The organism is Ruminococcus sp. 5_1_39BFAA, from assembly GCF_964240875.1.
In the GTDB taxonomy this organism is placed as follows: Bacteria; Bacillota; Clostridia; order Lachnospirales; family Lachnospiraceae; genus Blautia_A.
The window spans coordinates 25175-49942 of record NZ_CAXSVO010000016.1 but is presented as its reverse complement, the minus strand read 5'-3'; the positions used below and the strand labels follow the sequence as shown (position 1 = coordinate 49942).

Here is a 24768-nt window from a genome sequence, read left to right as displayed (position 1 = left end):
GCAGAAAGTATAAAAAATCATGAAAAGGAGACATAAACATGGCAAATAATTTTGAGTATTATGCACCAACAAAGGTTGTATTTGGAAAAGAAGTTGAGGGACAGGTAGGCAGACTGGTAAAAGAAGCCGGAGGCAGCAAAGTATTGATTCACTATGGTGGAAAGAGCGCAGTAAGATCCGGTCTGATCGATCGTCTGAAAGGAGCACTTGACGAGGCTGGGATTCCACATGTGGAGCTTGGAGGTGTTGTGCCGAATTCGCTTCTTTCCAAGGTATATGAAGGAATTGAACTTTGCAGGGCAGAAGGCGTGGACTTTATACTGGTAGTTGGCGGCGGCAGTTCCATTGATTCATCCAAGGCGATTGCTTATGGTCTGGCGAATGAAGGGGACGTTTGGGATCTGTACGAACATACAAAAACGGCTGCAGCCTGCAAACCGGTAGGAGTCGTTCTTACAATTGCAGCAGCCGGAAGTGAAACAAGCAACGGCTCTGTTATTACGAACGAAAAAAATGGAGAAAAGCGTGCGTATGACGATGACCTTGCACGACCGAAGTTTGCAGTTATGAATCCGGAATTTACTATGACACTTCCTGATTATCAGACAGAGAGCGGCTGTACCGATATGATGATGCATACGATGGAACGTTACTTTACAAATGGCGGAAACATGGAAATCACCGACAGTATTGCAGAGGGACTGCTCCGGACAATCAAGGAAAATGCAGTCATCCTTCATCATGACCCGGAAAATTATGAGGCACGGGCAGAAGTGATGTGGGCAGGTTCCTTGGCACATAATGGGTTGACTGGATGCGGAAATGACGGTGGGGATTTTTCAAGCCATATGTTGGAGCATGAAATGGGCGGTATGTTCAATGTTACACATGGAGCAGGGCTTGCTGCAATCTGGGGAAGCTGGGCAAGATATGTCTACAGGAATTGCCTGCACAGATTTGTACGTTATGCCGTGAATGTGATGGATGTGGAGCATACTGGTAATGACGAGGAAACGGCTCTGAAAGGTATTGAGGCAATGGAAGAGTTCTATCACAGTATCGGGATGCCTACGAATATGGGAGAACTGGGAATTCATCCGACAGAGGAACAGATCCATGAAATGGCAGTCAGATGTGCTGCGGCTTGCGGGGGAAGTCAGGGATCAGCCAGGGTTTTGTATCAGGAAGACATGGAGAAAATTTATCGTATGGCGCGATGAAGAGAATAAATGACGGGAACATACAGATGAAATGATATGAAGTCATCTGGTTAGATATATGTACAAAACAAATAAAATTTTAATATTGAGATGGTAGGAAAAAAGGAAATTTGAATGATGAATACAGAAAAATCGGAGCTGGAAGTTTTGTTGGAAAAACATATGGAAGAGGAAAATAGGTATCAGTTTGAAAGATTTTCCCCGGAGGATGCAAAAGCGCTTGGAGAAATGCTCTATGAAGAAAGTAAAAGCTGTAAGCGGACAGTAGGTGTGGAGATTAGGATGAATGGGGAAAGCGTTTATCGTTTTATGCCAGGAAGCTGCAACCATGAGAACGGGAAATGGCTGGCTGCAAAAGCAAATACTGTAGAAATGATGGGAATGAGTTCGCTTCATGTCAGGGCATTGCTTGCAAAAGAGGGAGCAACGCTGGAAGATAAAAAGATGAACGTGGTAGAGCATGGGACACTGGGAGGCGGGTTCCCGCTCTTTCTTAAAGGAACCGGTATGATCGGGACGATCTGCGTATCAGGGTTATGGCATGAGGATGACCATGCATTGATTCTCAGAGTGCTTGACCGCTTTATAGCAGATAAAGCATGCTGAATCCGCTTTTTAGGCGTTAGAACGATAAAAGATAAAGGAGAAGAAAATCCTTACAGTGATCTTTTTCAGGTATTGAAGGGATGTTTGGATCTTTGAAGATGAGATAAGCAAAATAGTTGAAAAAGAGATAAAATTCGACATGAAAACAGCGATTTAGATTTGTCTTCGTGCAGGATACCACAAGCGGGCATGGGATATTTATTGAGAATATGCTTCAAGTTGATTAAATTTTTATAAAATACTGGCGCGGATTCCTAATTAAGGCTATAATGAACCCGATGACATTGAAAAAGAGTTTTAGAAGAATTATAGTTGGAGGGTGAGGAATGTCTCAACTGATGAAGAAAGCCATTAGGGAATCCTTTATCAAACTGGTCAATGAAATGCCATTTGATAAGATCACGGTAAAGGATATCGTAGAGGACTGCGGAGTCAGCAGAAATACGTTTTATTATCATTATCAGGATATTTATGATCTGTTAAGAGAAATCTTCGAAACAGAGACTGCAAGTGTTCTGGAGTCCAGGCTTGAATATGATTCCTGGCAGGAAGCCTTCCTTCAGGCAACCGCGTTTGCTCTGGATAACAGAAAGGGCATTTATCATATTTACAATTCCATAAAACGGAAGGAAATTGAGGATTACCTGCATAAGATCACAGGTAAGATCATGACGGATTTTGTAAAAAAGCAGGCAGAAGGCATAAATGCAAAGGAAGAAGATATTCTTTTGATCGCACAGTTTTACGAATGTGCGCTGGTAGGTCTGATGCAGCGGTGGCTGGACGGAGGAATGAAGGAGGATCCGGAATATATCATAAACAGAATGGGAGTTATGCTGGATAGAAACATTACGGCAATGCTGGAGAAATCATTAAAATAAAATTTTTGACAAATGAGGTTCTGTGCACAAATTTTGTGCATGGGGCTTTTTTTGACTGTGGCAAAAAAGTGGGAAAATAAGCATACTCTTAAACGTGGATAGAGTAATTGTTCAGCCGGGATCATCCCGCCAGGCACCGAGCAGTTATGAAATATTTAATGAGAGGATGGTTAGTTATGTTAGGATTCGGAAGAAAGGTGGTAAAATATCGGATTCCGATTTTTATTCTCAGTATTCTGCTGCTGATCCCTGCAGGAATCGGGTACATAAACACAAAAGTGAATTATGACATTTTGTATTATCTGCCCGATGATATTGAAACCATGCAGGGCCAGGACATTCTGGTGGAGCAGTTTGGAACAGGTGCTTATTCCATGCTGGTATGCGAGGGCATGGAAAATAAGGACGTATCGGAGCTTCGGAAAAAGCTGGAGACCATTGACCATGTGGAAAAGGTGGTATGGTATGACAGTCTGATGGATCTCAGCATTCCTCTGGATATGCTGCCGGATAAAGTGAAAAATGTTTTCAATACTGAAGACAGTACTCTGATGTTTATCATCTTTGATACAACAACATCAGCGGATGAGACCATGAAGGCAATCCAGGATATCCGTTCTGTGACAGGAAAACAGTGCTTCTTAAGCGGCATGTCATCCGTGGTTACAGACACAAAAGAGCTGGCTGACAAAGAGGTCATTATCTATGTAGTGATCGCAGTTCTTCTGTCTGCACTAGTGCTGGGAATCGCGATGGATTCTTTCTTTATACCGGTGGTTTTCCTGATGAGTATTGGAATGGCAATCGTTTATAATCTGGGAACGAATATCGTTCAGGGTGAGATTTCTTATATTACAAAGGCGCTGGCAGCAGTCCTGCAGTTAGGCGTTACCATGGATTACTCCATATTCCTGTGGCACAGCTATGAGGAACAGTTGGAAGTATTTGATGATAGGAAAGAGGCAATGGCATATGCCATTGAAAAGACTGTAAAATCAGTAGTGGGAAGTTCCATGACAACTGTGGCAGGATTTATTGCATTGTGCTTTATGAGCTTTACATTGGGATTAGATCTTGGCGTAGTCATGGCAAAGGGTGTTGTGATCGGCGTTATCTGCTGTGTAACTGTGCTTCCATCCATGATCATGATATTTGATAAAGTACTGGAAAAAACAAAGCACAGAGCATTTTTGCCCAGTATGGACGGAATATCCGATTTTATTACAAAACATTACAGGGTATTTGCCATTGTGTTGGTTCTTCTGATCGTTCCGGCTTATTATTGCCAGAGACATGCGGATGTATACTACAATCTGGATGAAACCTTGCCGGATGACCTGCCAAGCAGTATGGCAAACAAAAAACTGCAGGAAGATTTCAACATGGGTGCCATGCACATGATGTTAGTCAACAGCAATCTGCCTGGAAGTGATGTCCGGGAAATGATGGATGAAATGGAGCAGGTGGATGGCGTAAAAGCGGTTCTGGGTCTGGAGTCGCTAATCGGCAGCCGTATTCCGGAGAGTATGATTCCGGATTCTATCAAAGAGATCCTGGAAAATGACCAGTGGGAACTGATGCTGATCGATAATGAGTATAAAGTTGCAACAGACGAAGTGAATGAGCAGATCACAGAGCTGAACACCATATTAAAAAAATATGATCCCAGCGGAATGCTGGTTGGAGAAGCACCCTGTACAAAAGATCTGATCACTATCACAGATAAGGATTTTAAGGTGGTAAATGCAGTATCCATCCTGGCAGTGTTTGTGATCATTATTTTCGTATTTAAGTCATGGTTTCTGCCGATCGTGCTGGTAGCAGTTATTGAATTTGCGATTTTTATTAACCTTGGCATACCTTATCTGGCAGGTACCACCATTCCGTTTATCGCATCCATTGTAATCGGTACGATCCAGCTTGGTTCAACTGTGGACTATGCCATTGTTATGACAAGTCGGTATGAGGCAGAGCGGGGAAGCGGAAAAGGAAAAGTGGAATCTATAAAGATCGCGCACCGTGCAAATATCAAATCCATCATTGTCAGCGCGCTTAGCTTCTTTGCTGCAACATTCGGGGTAGGTCTGTATTCCAACATTGATATGATCAGCTCTCTGTGCAACCTGATGGCACGAGGAGCCTTGATCAGCATGGTGGTCGTACTTTGTGTACTGCCGTCTATGTTTATGGTATTTGACAAAATTATCTGTAAAACAAGTAAAGGTTTTAAAGGAGGTCTTCAAAGTGAACAGAAATAAAAAATTAACAAAGACAATGGCTGGGTTGATGACCGGAGTGATGCTGGTGCAGTCAGGTGCAGGCTGTATCTACGCAGAAGAAACAGCAAAGGCAGAAAGCACCAAGGAAGAGACAGTATATGTTAAGACCGATGCTGTGGGTCAAAAAGAAGAGGTGATCGTCAGTGAATGGCTGAAAAACCCGGAGGGTACAGACAGCCTTCAGGATTCCTCCGAGTTGGAAAATATCGAAAATGTAAAAGGAGAGGAAGGTTTTACCCAGAACGGGCAAAAAATCGTCTGGGATGCAGGCGGCAATGATATTTATTATCAGGGAACAACGGACAGAGAGCTTCCGGTAGGCGTGGATATCACCTACTATCTGGATGGAAAAGAAATTTCTCCGCAGGAGCTGGCTGGGCAGAGCGGACATGTGAAAATCTGTTACCAGTATAAAAACCTGGCGAAAAGCGGGGCAGTCTACACACCATTTACTATGGTTACGGGAATGGTGCTCCCGGGCGAGAACTTTAAAAACGTGTCTATTGACAACGGAAAAGTAATCTCCGATGGAGAGAAGGAAATTGTGATCGGAATGGGTATGCCGGGGCTTTCTGACAGCCTGAAGCTGGGAGAAACGGAAGCTTTCAGCGATATTGAAATTCCCGAGGGCTTTGAGCTGGAAGCAGACGTGACAGACTTTGAACTGACCATGGCAATGACAGTGGCAACCACTCTTGATATGGAAGCCCTGGGGATTGATGAGATCAGCAGCGCAGACGACCTGCAGGATGCACTGGACGACCTGACGGATGCTTCCTCCCAGTTGGTGGACGGCACCGGAGAGCTTGCAGACGGTGTTCAGACTTTAAAGGACTCCTGTGTGGAATTAATTGATGGCATGAATGCCGTTGATGAAAATATGGGTACTTTGGCAGAGGGCATTGAGACGCTGAACACGAAGAAGACAGATTTGGTGGATGGAATCAATGCACTGGCAGACGGTATTGACACTTTGGAAAACAGCAAGGGTACTCTGATCCAGGGTGTCAGGGATCTGGATTCCGGAAGCAAGCAGCTGAAGGCGGGAGCAAAGGAAGCGAAAAGCGGAAGTAAAACCCTTTCCAACAGCACCAAGCTTCTTCTGAATGGAGTAAAGGAGCTTGCGCAGGGAAAAGGCAGCAAGCAGCTGCAGGCAGGAAGCGGGCAGTTGGCAGAGGGAAGCAAAGCGCTAAAGGACGGAAGTGCGGCACTGGCAGGGGGGATCAGCTCCATGCTGACACAGGCAAATGACCAGAAAATGCTGGAAGGCGCACAGAGTCTGGAAGATGGCAGCGCGGCATTTGCAGGGATGCTGAGTAGCTATACACAGGGCGTCAATGCGCTGCTGGCAGGATTGACTTCAGCGGATAAAGAAAATCCGTCCGGCAACGGATATATGACCAGTGTGAATTCCTATATTGACGGTGTGAATCAGTTTCTGGACGGCGTAGAGGCCGGAATGGCCGGAAGCCCCGCCGCACCGGAAACCAGCACAGAAGAAAGCGAGACTGTGGTAAAGACTACGATCAGTGACCAGTCTGTGGCAGATATCCAGACGGTTCTGGCAGAGCTGCAGGGTGTGCAGGCACTCCTTGGAAGCTCCTCTCCGGAGGAACTTCTGGCAATGGCAAGCCAGTATCCTGCTTATGTGGCAAAGCTGGAGAACTGTATTAATCTTCTGAGTGATTCTCTGGGAGGAATCCAGCAGGAGAGCATTGAGACCGTTACGGCAGCAGAAAGCGCAGAGACTCCTTCACGGGCAGCATCCGCCTATGCCGGGGCAATCGGACAGTTAAGGGCAGCAGGAAGCGCATTAAAGGCCCAGAGCACAGCCAGCAGTGATCCGTCACAGGCTACGATACAGAACGCCGTAGAAGCACTTTCAGGTACCACCACGCTGAATGGTGTGGAAATGCCTGTAAGTACGGCACTTACAGCATCCGCCAACAGTCTGGCTTCAGGTGCTTCGCAGTTAAATGGCGGTATCAAAGCTGTATTCAGCGGCGTGCAGACACAGCTCCTGCCGGGCGCACAGCAGTTGGCAGAGGGAGCATCTGACTTATATACCGGAGCAGCGCAATTGGATGCAGGACTTGGCACACTGTTTACCGGAGCGAATACAATTGCAGAGAATATGGGAAAACTTTCAGACGGCGCCTCCAGCCTGGCAAAAGGAAATGCAAGCCTGTACAGCGGTGCGGCAGCTCTGGCAGACGGAACAGGACAGTTGAATGCAGGAACCGGTGTATTAAGCTCTGGTATCAGTCAGTTGGCGTCCGGAGGCAGTCAGCTTAGAAGCGGAGCAGGGGAGTTGAGCAGCGGTATTCAGGAGCTTGCAGATGGCAGCGCACTGCTGAAGGATGGAACCGGAGAGCTTGCAGAAGGCGGAACGAAGCTGGATGAGGGCGTAGCAGAACTGAAGGACGGCGCAGACGAATTGAAGGAAGGTATGGAGAAATTCAACGAAGAAGGCATTGGTAAAATTACGGAATTCCTGGAGGGTGATCTGCAGGATATGCTCGACCGACTTGAAGAGATAAAGGATGCCGGGGAAGAATTCAAACTATTGGGCGATCCTTCCAGCAGCGGAAATGTCAAATTTATTATTGAAACTGGTTCTATTGAAGCAGAGTAAAATGTGGAAAGTCCCTCGTTTTCGGGGGACTTTTTCCGAAATATCGCTTTCCTGCAGGAAAAGTGCCGGGCTATTTTGTCATAGGCATTCAGAAGGATTCGACACGCCGAAACGGCTGGATTGCTGGCGTTATGGTGTAAAATATCCTTTCGGGAGAGATAAGAGGATATGGAATATTTACAGAAAATATGTTGAACAGAGGAAGAAAAAACAGTCAGAAAAGGAGGTATCCTGTCAAAATCCAGGGAAAGAAAAGTCGAAAGCTATCGAACGAAAATCCAGTAAAATAGCCACTTTAGGCTTGATTTCCCCATCTTCATTCCACTATAATATAGCTTATCGGATCTGCTTCAGCAGATTCCGATAAAAGGCGCGGAAGGCGCCGTAAATCTAATTCCAGGGTTCGCGAAGCGGTTCCTGGAAGATAGCTTATCGGATCTGCTTCAGCAGATTCCGATAAAAGGCGCGGAAGGAGCCGTAAATCTAATTCCAGGGTTCGCGAAGCGGTTCTTGGAAGATAGCTTATCGGATCTGCTTCAGCAGAAAAGGGGACCAATCCCTTTTATCTGATAAGACAGAAAGGGAAAAATGAAGGGATTTTCCCGAGATGTTATGGTAGTGTCGGCTTTTGCAGACGTATTCGTATAGTTAGGAGGAGACAGCCCTCATGGAAAAATTGAATGTGGCAATTGCAGACGATAACGAGAAAATGGTAGAAGTACTTGGTCGCATGATCGAAGAAGATGAAGACCTTAAGCTGGTCGGAAAAGCACATAATGGAGAAGAAATCTGTAACATAATCAGAGAAAAGGAACCGGATGTGGTAGTTTTGGATATCATCATGCCAAAAGTGGATGGGCTTTCCGTCATGGAACGGTTTTCTCATGACACTACTGTAAAAAAGACACCTTCCTTTATTGTGGTGTCTGCTGTGGGACAGGAGCGGATCACGGAAGATGCGTTCAGTCTCGGGGCGGATTATTACATGCTGAAGCCCTTTGACAATCAGATGCTGTTGAACAGGATCAAGCATATCCGCCGGATCGGGGAGAAAAAGATGAGGGAGATCAGCCGTCAGATGCCCCGTGAGGAGAACGTTTCTCTGACGCAGGGAAATCTTGAGGCGGATGTGACAAACGTGATCCACGAGATCGGCGTTCCCGCCCATATTAAGGGCTACCAGTATCTGCGGGATGCTATCATCCTGTCGGTTAATGACATGGAAATGCTGAATTCAATCACAAAAATCCTGTATCCCACCATTGCGAAAAAGCATCAGACCACGCCAAGCCGTGTGGAGAGAGCGATCCGCCATGCCATCGAGGTTGCGTGGAGCCGCGGAAAAATGGATACGATTGACGAATTATTCGGTTATACGGTAAGTACAGGAAAGGGAAAGCCTACGAATTCTGAATTCATTGCCCTTATTGCCGATAAAATCAGACTGGAATATAAAAATCGGGCTTTCCAATAGTATATTTTTGGAGTATAATGAAATAAATTAGGAGTGAGGCGGAAGGTTTTCGCTACTGCCTGAAACACTCAGGCAGAGTCCTTAAGGGTAAGCAAAATTACTAAGGAGGGAGTTTAAGGATGAAGAAAATCCTATTTGCAACATCAGAGGCAGTGCCGTTTATCAAAACAGGAGGATTGGCCGATGTAGCGGGATCATTGCCTAAATGCTTTGACAAGCGGTATTTTGACATTCGTGTTATTTTGCCGAAATATGCCTGTATGAAACAGGAATGGAAAGATAAAATGGAATACGTCACACATTTCTACATGGATCTGGGATATAAAAACTGCTATGTGGGAATCCTGCAGATGGAGTATGACGGCATCCAGTTTTATTTTATTGACAACGAATACTATTTCAGCGGACCGAAGCCATATGACAGCGCACCGTGGGATCTGGAAAAATTTGCATTTTTCTCAAAAGCAGTTCTTTCCGTACTTCCGGTCATTGGATTCCGTCCGGACATCATTCACTGCCATGACTGGCAGACAGGACTTGTTCCGGTTTACCTGCATGATTCCTTCCAGCAGAACGAGTTCTTCTGGGGGATCAAGACGATCATGACCATACATAACCTGAAATTCCAGGGTGTGTATGACGTAAAGACAATCCAGAGTATTACCGGACTTTCCGATTACTATTTCACTCCGGACAAGCTGGAAGCATATAAGGACGGCAATTTCTTAAAAGGCGGTCTTGTATTTGCGGATGCCATCACCACAGTGAGCGATACCTATGCAGAAGAGATCAAGACACCGTTCTACGGCGAGGGACTGGACGGACTGCTCCGTGCCCGTGCGGCAAGCCTCAGAGGTATCGTCAATGGTATTGATTATGATGACTTTAACCCGGAGACAGATATTTTCCTGAATGCAAAATATAATGCAACAACCTTCCGTAAGGAAAAGGTAAAGAATAAACTTCAGCTTCAGAAGGATCTGGGACTTGAGCAGGATGCGAAGACCATGTTGATCGGTATCGTATCACGTCTGACTGACCAGAAAGGATTTGACCTGATCGCCTATATTATGGATGAGCTGTGTCAGGATGCCGTGCAGCTTGTAGTGCTGGGAACAGGAGACGAGCGCTATGAAAATATGTTCCGTCATTTTGACTGGAAGTATCATGGCAAGGTTTCTGCCCAGATTTACTATGACGAAGGATTGTCACACAGGATCTACGGTTCCGTAGATGCGTTCCTGATGCCGTCCCTGTTTGAGCCGTGCGGACTGAGCCAGCTTATGAGCCTCCGTTACGGAACACTTCCGATCGTCAGAGAAACAGGCGGTCTGAAGGATACGGTAGAAGCTTATAACGAGTTCGAAGGAACCGGTACAGGTTTCAGCTTCTGCAACTACAATGCTCATGAAATGCTCAGCACGATCCGCTACGCAGAGAGCATTTACTATGATAAGAAGCGTGAATGGAATAAGATGATAGACCGTGCTATGGCAAAAGATTTCTCATGGGCAAATTCCGCACGCCAGTACGAAGAGATGTACAACTGGCTGATCGGAGATAAGTAGAGTATATTATCTGGAATTTCAGAGATACTATCTATTGTATAATGATTAAGGAGGTAGTATCATGACAGAAATTTCAGAATTAGATTTACAGAATCTGCGTCATCTGATCGGCGGCTTTGAGACAACTCACTGTAAGATGGATGCTTACGCACAGCAGGCTACGGACATGGAGGTAAAGCAGTTTTTCCAGAAATCTGCCCAGTCCGCAATGCAGAGCAAGCAGCAGTTAATGCAGTTTTTACAGTAGGAGGTGCCGAAGATGAATGAAAAAACAATGGTAGCAGATACCCTGGTGGGAATTAACGGCGAGCTGACACGCTACGGCGAGATGATCACCCAGACAGAGAATCCGCAGTTAAAACAGACCTTAAAACAGATGCGCAATCAGTGTGAGACATCACAGGAAGAAATCTACCAGATCGCACGGGCAAAGGGTTACTACGTTCCGGCAGCAAAGGCCACCAGAGAAGAGGTAGACCATGTGCGAAGTGTTTTGAGCCAGGGCTGATCACATTTAAGCCAAAATAAGAAAAAGCATAATTCCAGAGTATTAAGGGCACTGCCGGATGGCGGTGCCCTTTTTCCGCAGAAACGGCTTGGGAGCAGATGTTCAGCCGGGGCCGGAACGGTTTACTTTGTCGAACGATAATTCCGGCAAATTTTAAGGAAGTGCTTGACATCCGGTGCAAATTATAATACTATGTAATACAGAAAACACGAACATAGGTTCGCTGATGACAGAAATATAAAGATAAGGAGAATTTCATAGAATGATAAATGATGATAAGAAAAAGGCACTGGAGGCTGCCCTTGGACAGATTGAAAAGCAGTACGGCAAAGGCTCTGTGATGAAACTGGGGGAATCCAGAGCGAATATGCAGGTGGAAGCCATTCCTACAGGGTCCCTGAGCCTTGACATTGCTCTTGGCGTGGGCGGCGTTCCAAAGGGCCGTATTATAGAGATTTACGGACCGGAGTCAAGTGGTAAGACCACAGTTGCATTGCATATGGTGGCAGAGGTTCAGAAGAGAGGCGGTATTGCCGGTTTTATTGACGCGGAACACGCGCTGGACCCGGTATATGCCAGCAATATCGGCGTAGACATTGAGAACCTTTACATATCCCAGCCGGATAACGGCGAGCAGGCTTTGGAGATCACGGAAACCATGGTGCGTTCCGGTGCAGTGGATATTATTATTGTGGACTCCGTTGCTGCCCTGGTACCAAAGGCTGAGATCGATGGAGATATGGGAGACAGCCATGTAGGTCTGCAGGCGAGACTGATGTCCCAGGCCCTGCGTAAACTGACTGCCGTGATCAGCAAGTCAAACTGCGTGGTTATTTTTATCAATCAGCTCCGCGAAAAGGTAGGAATCATGTTCGGTAATCCCGAGACTACCACAGGAGGCCGCGCTTTGAAATTTTACTCCTCTGTTCGTCTTGATGTACGCCGTGTGGAAACCCTGAAGCAGGGCGGTGAGATGGTAGGAAACCATACCAGGATCAAGGTCGTTAAGAACAAGGTTGCCCCGCCGTTTAAGCAGGCTGAGTTTGATATCATGTTCGGTACAGGTATTTCCAAAGAGGGAGATATCCTGGATCTGGCTGCAGAGAATTCCATTGTAAATAAGAGCGGTGCATGGTATGCCTACGAGGGAAATAAAATAGGCCAGGGCCGTGAGAATGCCAAGCTTTTCCTGAAAGAGCACCCGGATATCTGTGACGAGATCGAAAAGAAGGTGCGCATTCATTATCACCTTCTGCCTGAGGAGGAAAGCATTCCGGAAGAGGAGAAAAAGGCTTCAAAGGCAGGAAAGAAGGCTGCTGAAAAGGAAGAGGAGCCTGTGCAGGAAAGTCTTTTCCAGTCGGAAGAGTCTGCGGAAGAGGTATAAACCATGCCATTGACACCGGAAGAACAAAAAACAGCACGAAGAAAAGCCATGCTGCTTCTGGAACATATGGACCGAACGGAAAAGGGCCTGTCTGACCGTCTGCGTCAGGCAGGCTTTTCCATAGAGGCAGTGGAGGATGCCATGGAATATGTGCGCTCCTATGGATACCTCAATGATGACCGGTACGCGGAGAATTATATCTCCTACCGAATGGGGACAAAGAGCCGCCAGAAGATCCTGCAGGAGCTGGCAGGAAAAGGTGTGGACAGAGAGACGGCACAGCAGGCATGGGAGAGAGCTGCCCAGGTGATGGAACCGGATGAGCAGGCCGTACTTCGGGCAACTGTGGAGAAAAAGTATGAAGCCGGAAGCGTTCTGGATGAGAAAGAAATGCGGCGTCTGTACGGATATCTTGCAAGACGCGGTTTTTCATACGGAGATATTGCGCATGTGCTGGAGGAAATGGACATTTCCGTGCTGCAGACACAAAAAATGTAAAACAATTCTATAGAAAAACTTGACATAATTCTCAAAAACAGATAAACTTGTATTGTTGTATTTGTACAATGAAAACTTAATAATAAGGAGGTGCTCCTGTGACAACAATCATTGTGGCAGTTGTCGCTGTGGTAGTCGCGCTCATTATTGCAGTTCCTATTACTTGCAAAGTTGCTGTGGAGAATAAAGTCAAAAAAGACGCAGAAACTATTGGCTCAGCGGAGGAAAAAGCCAGAGGCATCATAGATGAAGCTTTGAAGGCAGCTGAAACGAAAAAAAGAGAAACTTTATTGGAAGTAAAGGAAGAATCTCTCCGGACAAAAAATGAACTGGAGAAAGAAACCAAGGAACGGAGAAACGAACTGCAGAAGTATGAAAAACGTGTCTTATCGAAAGAGGAATCCGTAGATAAGAAAGCGGATGCAGTGGAGAAGCGTGAGGCAGAATGCACAGCGAGATTCGCTGAATTGCAGAAGAAAGAAAAGAGAGTGGAAGAACTCGAGCTGAAAGGAGTACAGGAACTGGAACGTGTTTCCGGTCTGACCTCCGAACAGGCAAAAGAAGAGTTGCTCAAATCTGTGGAAGACGATGTAAAGGTGGATGTTGCCAGACTTTACAAAGAGCTTGAGGGCAGAGCAAAGGAAGAAGCCGGAAAAAAGGCCAAAGAGTATGTGGTAAACGCCATTCAGAAATGTGCGGTAGACCACGTTTCCGAGGCTACTATTTCTGTTGTACAGCTTCCAAGCGATGAAATGAAGGGACGTATCATAGGCCGTGAGGGACGGAATATCCGTACTCTGGAGACATTGACAGGTGTTGACCTGATCATTGATGATACTCCGGAAGCAGTTGTCTTATCAGCATTTGATCCGATTCGACGTGAAGTAGCAAGGGTAGCATTGGAGAAGTTGATTGTGGACGGACGTATTCATCCGGCCAGAATTGAGGAGATGGTTGAAAAGGCTCAGAAGGAAGTGGAAACGCAGATTCGCGAGGATGGCGAAACTGCGGCGATGGACGTAGGTGTCCATGGCATTCATCCTGAGCTTCTGAAATTACTTGGACGAATGAAATTCCGTTCCAGTTATGGACAGAATGCCCTGAAGCATTCCATTGAGGTGGCACAGTTGGCCGGTATCCTTGCCGGAGAGGTGGGTGTGGATGTCCGTCTTGCAAAACGTGCCGGATTACTCCATGACATTGGTAAATCGATTGACCATGAAGTAGAAGGTTCGCATATCCAGATCGGTGTGGATCTCTGTAAGAAGTACAAAGAGTCAGCTCTTGTGATCAATGCAGTTGGTGCTCATCACGGAGATATTGAGCCGGAAAGCTTGATTGCCTGTATCGTGCAGGCCGCCGATGCCATTTCCGCAGCCCGTCCTGGCGCCCGGAGAGAGACATTGGAGACTTATACCAACCGTTTGAAACAACTGGAGGATATCACCAATCAGTTTAAGGGCGTGGAAAAATCCTATGCCATCCAGGCAGGCAGGGAGATCCGCGTTATGGTTGTTCCGGATCATGTTTCGGATGCTGATATGGTTCTTCTGGCAAGGGATATCGCCAAACAGATTGAAGCAGAGCTTGAATATCCGGGTCAGATCAAGGTCAATGTCATTCGTGAAAGCAGGGCCGTTGATTACGCTAAGTAAGCGGAGGAACACTACATCTTCATATTCATATGAAAATAGAGCCGTATGGAAAATTTTTTCCATACGGCTTTTTGCCGTGCACATATGTATAAATGCCCAACCCCTGACGTAGAATGGTACAGGGTGAATTTATGGGAAGAAAGAGCTTGGGTAAAAATGAAAGGGGAAGGCTTCCGGCAGAAATCCTGTTTCTGTGTGGTTTTTTGCTGGGAATGCTTTTGCCGAATCTGGCATGGAAGCTGCAGTGGAAGCAGAAAGCGATGGCATCCGTATATCTGTTGGGGGCCTTTGGAAGCCGGAAGGTATCGGGAGTGGAATATCTGCTGGAAATTGTGAGAATGAGGGGCGGGTATTTTCTGTTATGTATCCTGTGCGGTTTTACTGTTTTCGGAGTGCCGATGGCGGTGCTGGGAATGACTGCAGCGGGAGTTGAGCTGGGGGCTCTTTTTGCCATGTCCATTCTGCAGTTTGGACTTGCAGGAGGAGTGGTAGGGCTTGGGCTTTTGTTTCCGCAATATCTTGTTTATCTTCCCGTGATGTTTGTGACTATGGATATGGTTTATAGAGAATCAATGGGAATGTGGAAGAATCATGGGATTTTCCCACAGAAGATTTACCGGTTTACAATGCGTTCCCTGGCATGTATTGCAGTGTATTTCGGAGGAATGGTTCTGGAATGTTATATAAATCCATGGGTGGTAGAAAAAATTTTAAACAGCCTGAAATTTTTTTAAAGGGATATTTCTACCACATCTAGTGGCAGTTACCATAAGACTTGCCGACATTTGGTATTTTGGGGTCGAAAAGCCTGATTTTAAGGGATTTTTCGTCGAAAAAAGGGTTTGATTTTATGTCAATTTCCAAGTATAATACAAATACATTTTTGAAGGATCAGTAACGGAGAAGGTTACAAAAGAATTACTTTTTACAATCTATAAAGACAGGAAGTAAAAAGAATGGAAAGAGACATACGGGAATTTATTACTTATTTGCACAATGCTAAAAAGACATCCCATAACACGGAAGTATCCTATCAGCGGGATTTAAAGAAAATGGAATCGTTTTTAAGCGAAAGAGGGATTCGGGAGGTTACAGATATCCGGGAAATGGATCTTGAGGGATATCTGGATTATATGGGGAGAGAGAAATTTGCATCCTCCACGATTTCCAGAAGCGTAGCATCCATGAGAGCTTTTTTTCAATATCTGTTTAAAGAAAAAAAGATCGAAAAGGACCCGTCAGATGGGCTGAAGCCGCCTAAGGTGGAGAAAAAGATGCCGGAGATCCTTACGGTTCAGGAAGTGGATGCACTTTTGCAGCAGCCGGATCTCTCAACACACAAGGGAATCCGTGATAAGGCTATGCTGGAGCTTTTGTATGCTACAGGGATGCGAGTCAGCGAGTTGATCCATCTGGAAACCCAGGATGCCAATCTGCAGTTTGGGTATGTAACCTGCCATGAGAACGGGCGGGAGAGGATCATTCCTATTGGGAATGTGTGCAGGGAAGCGCTGCTTCTCTATATGGAAAAGGCACGGAATGCTTTTGTGAAGGAAGATAGTGAAAAGGTTCTGTTTACTAATTGTTCAGGTAAGGCGATGAGTCGTCAGGGCTTCTGGAAGATGCTGAAGGGCTATGCAGACGATGCCGGGATCAAGCGGGACATCACACCTCATACGCTTCGCCATTCTTTTGCAGTCCATATGCTGCAGAACGGAGCCGATATCAAGAGCGTTCAGGAAATGCTGGGTCATTCCGACATTTCCACCACACAGATTTATCTGAGTATGAATATGAGCAAGATGCGCGATGTGTACATGAAGGCGCATCCGAGAAGTTGAAAGAATACGAGAATACGGGATACAGGAGAAAATTAGCGTACAGTATTGATTTATCAGATATTGTTTGCTATACTATCTATCGATTAAGTACTTTCAGTGACTGGCAGAGCAAAGGTCTGCTGGTTTAAAAGGGAATTAGGTGCGAATCCTAAACGATCCGGTCACTGTAAACAGGGAGCGAGATCATGTAATCCATTGCGTGTATACGTGAGAAGGAATGATCGAACGATGAACTGTGAGTCAGGAAACCTGCTGAGAGTGTTGGTAAATGGCTTCCGAAGAAAGCACGCATTTACAGAAAATACGAACTGTTTTTTGAACAGTAAATTTTTCATGCAAACAGCGTCTACTCTCATTGGGGGTGGGCGTTTTTGTATGGCAGAAAAACATAATATGATACCTGGCCAACTGGTGCGGAACAGGATGGAGAGGCTCATATAAAAAGAGGAGGATGATGAAATGAAATTGAGAAAGCAGAAACTGTTATCACTTTTTATTGCAGCTACACTGGCAACAACTCCCGCCATTTCCGCAAATGTGGTATGTGGGGAAGAGTTTGTTGCGGAGGAGACCGCAGCAGAAGGCACTATAGCGGAAGAAGCAGAGGCAGCCGTCAGTGAAGAGTTTACGGAAGAAGCAGACACCCTTGGAGAAGAATTTGTAGATGCCCCGGAAGAATTTGCGGAGAATTCAGAAACAGGACAGGCAGAGGTGTTTGAATCTGAAAGTGAAGCGGAAGCACCTACAGTAGAGTCGGTAGAGGCACTGATTGGAGCATTGCCCGAGTTGAGCAATGTTACAGAAGAAAAGCGTCAGGATATCGAAGCTGCACTTGCTGCTTATAATCAGCTCAGCACTGAGGATCAGAAAAAAGTGGACGAGGATATGGGAAATAAAAGCAGCCAGTCCTACGGACGTGATCTGGAGACTGCGGTTTGGGGACTTAAGGTGCTGGAACAGGTTGATACATCCACAACTTTGCCGGACGGTATCTACGATGCTTCTACAAGCCCTGCTTTAAGCAGTGAGTACAGCAAGGGAAAGAGTAATTCTTCCCGTCAGAAGCCATGGTCTTTAAAGGACGTGACTGTGAAAAACGGGCAGGCAGTAGCAACGGTTATGGTGCAAAGTACTGGCTATACCAGTATCCGTACCAATGGTCAGACTTATGAAAAGACCAACACCAGTGGAAATTCTGAATTCGCAAATGTCCCGGTTGATTTAAACGGAGCCATGTACATAGCTGCCTATTCCACATCCATGAAGGGGGAGATCGCCTTTACGGTGACAAACACCATCGATGAGCCAAAGTGCACTCCCATTGCGGACTCTGCCATAACCAACACGACAGCGATGTTTAAAGTAATAGATGCCTTTATTATGGAAGATGCGAGCGGGAAGTTCCTGTATGTGACGCTCAGCGGCACAGGATATCAGGAATTGTTCAAAGGTACCTATGAGGAAGCGGTAGCTACCGGAGATGACGCCAGTAAATGGATTGTGGGCAGTAAGAGAGCTGACGGAAAGGGATTTGATGGAAAATATCAGTTTGCCATCCCGATTTCTGCAGACGACGGTTATATGCAGATCCAGGCTTTGTCCAATTCCCATAAAAAGGATGGCCATTGGTGGTATCCGAGATACCTTCGTCTGGACCAGAGTGCACTGACACTGGAGAGCGGCGATTACAAGGAAACGTTTGATCTTACAGTTACAAATAATGTGAAAATGTTTTTAGTCAAAGAAGCTGATCTGACGATCGTGGGAGGACCACACAGCAATGGTTATCAGATTACTTCCGATGTAACAATGGGAAGCACATCCTTTGACAAGGCATTTATCGGAACGGCTGCTAAAGCAGAAGACTCAGAGGAGACCATCGACCTTTCTGAGGATAAGAAGTTCCATTTTACAGTAGAAAATATTGTAGGTACAGGAAACGATGCCAGTATCCATAGCATACTCGACGATCCAACTGTAATCTCTTTCCATTCCGTGAAAAATGACATATGGTATGAAAGAATATTCAGTTATAACAAGGCAGACAGAACCCTTGTGATCGACGAAAGCAGCAAAGCAGATTATACGGCAGTGGATGCAGCGCTTGCAACTGTTCCGGAGGATTTAAGCATCTATACAGAAGCCACTGCGGCAGAGGTAACAACTGCAAAGAATAATGTAAAGACCGGACTGTATGCTTCCCAGCAGGAAAAGGTAGATGCCATGGCAAAGGCAATCCGGGATGCAGTTGCAGCATTGAAAAAGAAGCCGGAAGAGGAACCAAGCGTGACACCGCCTGCACCAACGGAAGCACCGAAGCCCACCGTGACGCCGGAACCCACCGCGACTCCTCAGCCAACCGTAACTCCGAAGTTAGAGATGAATGCTGTTTCCGTGCCGCTGCAGGTAAAAAAATCTACCAGTGCCATTAAGGTAAGCGGTCTTAACGCGGGCGAAAAAATTGTTTCCTGGAAATCCAGCAAAACATCGGTTGCAACCGTATCCAAGAACGGCAAGATTACTGCAAAGAAAACCGGAAAAACAAAGATTACAGCAAAAACATCTTACGGTCGTTCGGTAAGCGTTACGGTATCAGTACAGAAAAAAGCAGTTACGACCAAAAAGCTGAAGGTAGTCTCAGCTACAAAGGGAGTGACTATAAAAAAGAACAGCCTGTCCATTAAGAAGGGCAAAAAAGTGGCGCTTCGGACATCGGTAGACCCGGTTACATCCACCAGTAAGGTTACATATAAATCATCAGATAAAAAAATTGTAACCGTATCCAGCAAGGGTAAGCTTACAGCAAAGAAACCCGGAAAAGCGAAGATTACCATCACATCCGGTAATGTGAAGGTTAGTTTGAAGGTAACGGTAACAAAGAAATGATGAAAGCAGGGGGAGAAACAAATGTTTTCCCCCTGCCATTTGCTATATTGTACAGTGAAGGTAAGGATAGGAGTGAAGCGGAAATGAAAAAAAATTCCCGTAGATATCTGGCATTATTTCTCTCCGGCGCTATGGCTTTGCTGCCTACATTATCACCAAGTGCGTCAGAAGTGATAGCGGTAGAAACGGCCACGTTGGAGCAGACCGATGCTGCGGAGCAGGCAGAGGAAGCACAGCCGGATGAGGCTTTGGAAGAATCAGAAGCCCAGACAGAAACGGAAAGTGAAAAGGAAGAAGAAGGCACCAAAGAGCAGGCTGATATTTCAGAGGCGGAGGATGCGAAAGCAGAGACTGTCGAAAATACAGAGACGTCCGGGGACACGAAGGATCCTGAGGAAGAATTACCTGCCCCTGAAAAAAGCCAAGATGCATCAGCATCCGGCAAAATGAACACAACAGATACCTCCGAAGAATCAGGGGATGCTGCTGCCTTTCACATTGTGGAGTCCGGAATTGTCCGGAACGGTGAAAGCATAACGGTTACTATATCCACGGACAATAAAATATTTAATAAGATATTCATAGGCAGCAAAGACGCAGAGAATAAAGAGCCGGTTATAGAGGGCGCCGAAAACATGCTCGGTGGCTATACCTTTATATTCCAGGTGACCAATGAGCAGCTTGGGCAGACAATTTCCTATGTACCCTGTTTTATGGAAAGCGGTGAATGGTGCACCACAGAAGACTATTCTCTGATTCTTCCTGAAACGGTGGACGACGTTCCGGTCCAGCCGTCAGCACCTGAAAATCCGGCTGCCTCTAATGAACAGAAGGGAGACTCCGCAGATCTGTTCCTGAAGGACAGTGAACCGGATCAGAACCGGAGTTACACTCTGACAGATTATCCGGGTATCACAGAGACTGTGAATAATTCCACAACACTTGCAGACGGAGAATATGTTCCGGAAAGCTTTAGCTTCAGCGGCGGAACCGGAAAGACAAGGTTAAGCTGCGATAAGATTGTGGTAAAAGAAGGAAAGGCTTATGGAGTGATCGCTTTCAGCAGTACGTCTTGGGTATACGTAAAGGCAAACGGAGAGCTTTTCCAGAATGGTTCGGTGAATGGAGATACCATCTCTTATGAAATTCCGGTTGTTCTCAATGGGGATAACAGGATTATAGGACTGACAACGAAAATGTCAGAACCTCATGAAATAGAATATAGCATCTGCGTAAAGATCACAGTACCAGACCCCGGTGAGCCGACCCCTACACCTGATCCAGCGGTAACGCCCACGCCTGAACCTACAATAATACCAACTGTAACCCCAACACCTGCCGTAACCCCGACACCTGCTGTAACCCCAACGCTAAAAGAAGGCAATACATATTCCATTTCTGTAAAATCCAGTGCGTCAATGTTTAAGGTAGTTGCCTGTAAGCTGACTATGGAAAAAGGAAAAATGAAAGCAGTTATCACTTTAAGTGGAGAGGGTTACGATTACCTCTATATGGGAACAAAGGAAGAGGCACTGAAGGCGAAAAAAAGCAAATGGATTCCATATAAGCCTGATGAAGAGGGAAAATACACCTATGAGATCCCGGTTTCCGAGCTGGACAAGCCCATTGCCGTAGCGGCGAGGTCAAAGAAATATGCGGCAGAGGGTGCAGAACAGCCATGGTATGACCGGGAGCTGACCTTTGAATCCTCCACTATAAAGAAAATCAAAAGCAATGACAAGAAGCCGACTCCTACCCCTAAACCGAAAGCGACTCCTACGCCAACGCCGGTAAAGGGTTCTGGAGGCGGCAGTACAGGCGGCGGAGTAACCAGTGTGGTGAACACATCTACAAAGCTGCAGGACGGAGTATACGCACCGGACAGCTTTTCCTGGTCGGGAGGTTCAGGACGCCTGAAAGGAATTTCCTGTGAAAAAATCACCATTACAAACGGACAGGCATGGGCAACTATTGTGTTTGCCAGCAGCGCCTATGATGCCGTAAGGGCAAACGCCCAGGAATTCGCCGGAACAATTTCCGGAGATACGGCTACATTTGAAATACCGGTTCAGTTAAATGCCAATAATGTGATTTCTGGAAGAACCACAAAGATGTCCCAGCCTCACTGGGTTGATTATTCCATCTTTATCGGTCTGGAGGCAGCGAAGAATGCCCAAAACTCCGGTTCATCCTCAAAGACAGGAGGAAGCAGCACTACGATTGTGTCAGGCAGCGTCGGGGAAAATATGTATCAGGACAGCAGCGCTCCTGAAATTGTCGGACTGGAATATGTGGGTTCTCAAAAGATGGAGTATGCAAAATATTTTAAACTCCATTATTATAAAAACGACATTACTGTCCTGGAGATCGATGCAGCTACAGATGCACAGAGAGGAATAAGGGCATCAGAGGCGGATAGCACAAGCGTACAGATAGGAGACGAGGAGGAAGGGGCAGCTCCCGCGCAGGCGGAATCCTTCTATTCCGAAGACACTCTGAAATATCTTATTGTTCCCTCCGCAGTGGAGCTTCCTGCCGGGGTTGACAAGGAAATGAATGTGGTATATGCTCCGTCAGAAAAGGCATATGTGGATTCCGAAAATGGGATGAAAATACTTGACAAATTGAATGTGACAGATAGAATTAAGGCAGTGGGAAAGGAAAAGGGCGACTGCAAGGTAGAAAGTATCGCCAAGGGCATGGACGAAGAGAAAATCATTTTTGCCGGAAGCTTTGATTCCCTCGATTTCAAGAAAATGGTAAAAAGTAAATGTGATCTGGCAATCGTGCCTGCGGACATCCTGCATCAGGACAAGGATGAGGAAGACAAGGTGATGACTCTTGGAGATCAGCTTTCCTTGTTGAAGATTCCCATGATTATTGACCGTTCCTCCGAAGAAAAGGAAGAGGCTGGAAAATATGAATGGAGCAAGGTATACGGTGCACTTTTCGGATGCCGTGAGGAAGCGGATAAACTGTATGAGGCTTCAAAAACAGCCCTGAAAACAGAAGCAGAGAAGTAACGGAAAAAGGGGAAGGCGGCAAAATCTGCCGCCTTTCTCAGAATAAAAATACAGGAGTATAGAATGAAAACGATTAAAACATTATGCAGAATCATCTTTACATTCGCCTTGCTTGCAGGCTTTGTCATGTTACCTCAAAAAGCAGAGGCCGCCGAGATTTCCAAGGAACCGCCAGCCATCGAAGGCCTGGAATATGAATCCACAATGGAAGTCAAGTTTGCAACTGGTTTTGACGTATTTACCTATAAGGACGGCTATCAGGTAATCAATGTTTACGATAGTGCCCAGTATCTTATGGTTCCGGATGGAAAGCCGGTTCCTGAGGGGGTAAGCGGGGACATGGTGGTGTTGCTAAAGCCGCTGAACAAGATATATCTTGCGGCTACTTCCGCAATGGCGTTATTCAATGCCATTGATTCGCTGGATTCCATACGGTTGTCGGGAACCCAGGCGGACGGTTGGTACATTGAACAGGCGACAGAAGCCATGGAAAAAGGAGACATGCTTTTCGCGGGAAAATACAGTGAGCCAGATTATGAGCTTCTGGTAGACGAGAACTGCGACCTGGCAATTGAATCTACCATGATCTTACATAGTCCAAAGGTGCAGGAAATGCTGGTGATGATGGGAATCCCGGTATTTATTGACCGATCCAGCTACGAGGATCATCCGCTTGGAAGGTCGGAGTGGATCAAGGTATACGGTGCCATGATGGACAAGGAAGAAGAAGCTGCGGCATTTTTTGATGAGCAGGCAAAAGTTATCGAAGAACTGAAGGATTTCACTAACACAGAAAAAACGGTTGCCTTTTTCTTTATTAATTCCGAGGGTTCCGCGGTTGTGAGAAAGCCTACGGATTATGTTCCGAAGATGATAGAGATTGCAGGAGGACGCTATATTTTTGACAGTCTGGATGAGGAAGAGGAGACAAAACGCTCTTCGGTCCCCATGACGATGGAAGAGTTTTATGCAACAGCTGTGAATGCGGATTATCTTGTCTACAACGGCACCATAGACAATCCGCTGGAAAGCCTCGATGATCTGTTTGCGAAAAGTGAGCTTTTCCGTGACTTCAAGGCTGTCAAAGAGGGAAATGTGTGGAGCGTAGGAAAATATCTTTATCAGGCTACGGATATTGTGGGGAAATTAATCACAGACATGAATCTGATGCTAACAGGCGGAGATGAAAGCCAGATGACCTTTATGGAAAAAATTAGCTGACCGGAAAGGAATGGAAGTGTAAAAATGGGAAAAAGCACGAATGTGGGAAACATCGGTGAATTTCATATGGAAAATTTCAAACGGCGTTCCCGTTATACGCTTGTGTTTGTAATACTGGCTGCGGCGTTTTGTCTGATTACAGTACTGAATATCAATACGGGAACTACGAATATATCGGTTGCCAGGATTTTGGAGATTATTTTCAGACGAACCGGAGATGTAACAGAATACAATATTATCTGGAAAATCCGTCTCCCCAGGGTTCTGATGGCTGCTATACTGGGAGGCGCCCTGTCTCTGTCTGGCTTCCTTTTGCAGACCTTCTTTGACAATCCTATTGCAGGTCCTTTTATCCTGGGAATTTCGTCGGGGGCAAAAATGGTGGTGGCTCTTACTATGATCTATTTTCTGGAAAGGTTTCAGGTGGTTTCCTCCTATTCCCTGATCATTGCAGCCTTTATCGGTGCATTGATTTCCACGGGATTTATCCTGATGATGTCCCGGAAGCTGAATTCTATGGCAACCCTGTTGGTGGCAGGAACTATGATTGGGTATATCTGCTCTGCAATTACGGATTTTATTGTGACCTTTGCGGAGGATTCTGATATTGTCAACCTTCATGGGTGGTCCCAGGGAAGCTTTTCCGGTATGAGCTGGAGCAATGTGCAGATTGCTTTTGTGACAGTGGGGATTACCATTGCACTGACCTTCCTATTATCCAAGCCCATAGGCGCTTATCAGCTTGGGGAGGCATACGCACAAAGCATGGGAGTAAATGTTAAGGTATTCCGTGTGCTGCTCATTCTGCTTTCCAGCATTTTATCCGCATGTGTCACGGCTTTTGCAGGACCTATTTCCTTTGTGGGAATTGCGGTCCCCTATTTGATAAAAAGAAGCCTGAATAGCTCAAGACCTCTTGTGGTGATACCGGGAACTTTTCTGGGAGGGGCCGTGTTCTGTATGTTGTGCGATCTGATCGCGCGGACAGCCTTTGCCCCCATGGAGCTGAATATCAGTACGGTTACATCGGTTTTCGGCGCACCTATTGTGATCATCATGATGCTGAAACGGAAGAAAGGAAGATAAAAG

General features: G+C 46.0%; 18 protein-coding genes and 1 riboswitch. All 18 genes read left to right on the top strand.

Annotated features, from left to right (window positions below; translation table 11 throughout):
• The first annotated feature begins 38 nt into the window (after window positions 1-38).
• The 18 genes from ACESZH_RS15660 (at window position 39) to ACESZH_RS15575 (ending at window position 24765) form a co-directional block, all read left to right on the top strand.
• On the top strand, window positions 39-1220 hold the full coding sequence (locus ACESZH_RS15660; RefSeq protein WP_373217648.1) for an iron-containing alcohol dehydrogenase: 1182 nt from the start codon (window positions 39-41) through the stop codon (window positions 1218-1220).
• Between the two features lie 114 nt (window positions 1221-1334).
• A complete protein-coding gene (locus tag ACESZH_RS15655; protein ID WP_373217649.1) occupies window positions 1335-1826 on the top strand; it encodes a heme-binding protein in 492 nt (163 codons plus the stop codon).
• Window positions 1827-2152: 326 nt separating this feature from the next.
• Entirely contained in the window at window positions 2153-2707 is a 555-nt protein-coding gene (locus ACESZH_RS15650; protein ID WP_373217650.1) for a TetR/AcrR family transcriptional regulator, read from the top strand.
• 176 nt (window positions 2708-2883) lie between these two features.
• Window positions 2884-4965, top strand: a complete 2082-nt coding sequence (locus tag ACESZH_RS15645) for an RND family transporter (protein WP_373217651.1) — start codon at window positions 2884-2886, stop codon at window positions 4963-4965.
• Window positions 4952-7621 (top strand): hypothetical protein, encoded by a 2670-nt coding sequence (locus ACESZH_RS15640; RefSeq protein WP_373217652.1) that lies wholly within the window; start codon window positions 4952-4954, stop codon window positions 7619-7621. Before ACESZH_RS15645 ends, ACESZH_RS15640 begins: the two co-directional genes overlap by 14 nt.
• A 667-nt stretch (window positions 7622-8288) precedes the next feature.
• The gene (gene spo0A, locus ACESZH_RS15635; protein ID WP_373217653.1) at window positions 8289-9095 is read left to right on the top strand and encodes a sporulation transcription factor Spo0A; all 807 of its coding nucleotides are present in this window, start codon (window positions 8289-8291) and stop codon (window positions 9093-9095) included.
• 119 nt (window positions 9096-9214) lie between these two features.
• Entirely contained in the window at window positions 9215-10663 is a 1449-nt protein-coding gene (gene glgA, locus ACESZH_RS15630; protein WP_373217655.1) for a glycogen synthase GlgA, read from the top strand.
• 61 nt (window positions 10664-10724) lie between these two features.
• Window positions 10725-10910: a hypothetical protein gene (locus ACESZH_RS15625; RefSeq protein WP_373217656.1), complete on the top strand. Its 186-nt coding sequence runs from the start codon at window positions 10725-10727 to the stop codon at window positions 10908-10910.
• A 12-nt stretch (window positions 10911-10922) separates the two neighbouring features.
• Window positions 10923-11171 (top strand): spore coat protein, encoded by a 249-nt coding sequence (locus ACESZH_RS15620; RefSeq protein WP_373217657.1) that lies wholly within the window; start codon window positions 10923-10925, stop codon window positions 11169-11171.
• Window positions 11172-11433: 262 nt separating this feature from the next.
• A complete protein-coding gene (gene recA, locus ACESZH_RS15615; RefSeq protein ID WP_373217658.1) occupies window positions 11434-12555 on the top strand; it encodes a recombinase RecA in 1122 nt (373 codons plus the stop codon).
• 3 nt (window positions 12556-12558) lie between these two features.
• Entirely contained in the window at window positions 12559-13053 is a 495-nt protein-coding gene (locus tag ACESZH_RS15610; RefSeq protein ID WP_373217659.1) for a regulatory protein RecX, read from the top strand.
• A 98-nt stretch (window positions 13054-13151) separates the two neighbouring features.
• Window positions 13152-14708: a ribonuclease Y gene (gene rny / locus ACESZH_RS15605; RefSeq protein WP_373217660.1), complete on the top strand. Its 1557-nt coding sequence runs from the start codon at window positions 13152-13154 to the stop codon at window positions 14706-14708.
• A gap of 146 nt (window positions 14709-14854) precedes the next feature.
• Window positions 14855-15442: a stage II sporulation protein M gene (locus ACESZH_RS15600; protein ID WP_373217661.1), complete on the top strand. Its 588-nt coding sequence runs from the start codon at window positions 14855-14857 to the stop codon at window positions 15440-15442.
• A 222-nt stretch (window positions 15443-15664) separates the two neighbouring features.
• Complete coding sequence (gene xerD, locus ACESZH_RS15595) at window positions 15665-16549, top strand: site-specific tyrosine recombinase XerD (RefSeq protein WP_373217662.1); 885 nt, start codon at window positions 15665-15667, stop codon at window positions 16547-16549.
• Window positions 16550-16626: 77 nt separating this feature from the next.
• A riboswitch (cobalamin riboswitch) is annotated at window positions 16627-16821 on the top strand.
• 187 nt (window positions 16822-17008) lie between these two features.
• Window positions 17009-19435, top strand: coding sequence for an Ig-like domain-containing protein (locus ACESZH_RS15590; protein ID WP_373217663.1), 2427 nt, complete (start codon window positions 17009-17011; stop codon window positions 19433-19435).
• Window positions 19436-19518: 83 nt separating this feature from the next.
• Entirely contained in the window at window positions 19519-22458 is a 2940-nt protein-coding gene (locus tag ACESZH_RS15585) for an ABC transporter substrate-binding protein (protein WP_373217665.1), read from the top strand.
• 63 nt (window positions 22459-22521) lie between these two features.
• Complete coding sequence (locus ACESZH_RS15580) at window positions 22522-23679, top strand: ABC transporter substrate-binding protein (protein ID WP_373217666.1); 1158 nt, start codon at window positions 22522-22524, stop codon at window positions 23677-23679.
• A 24-nt stretch (window positions 23680-23703) separates the two neighbouring features.
• Window positions 23704-24765 (top strand): FecCD family ABC transporter permease, encoded by a 1062-nt coding sequence (locus tag ACESZH_RS15575; protein WP_373217668.1) that lies wholly within the window; start codon window positions 23704-23706, stop codon window positions 24763-24765.
• Window positions 24766-24768 lie beyond the last annotated feature (3 nt).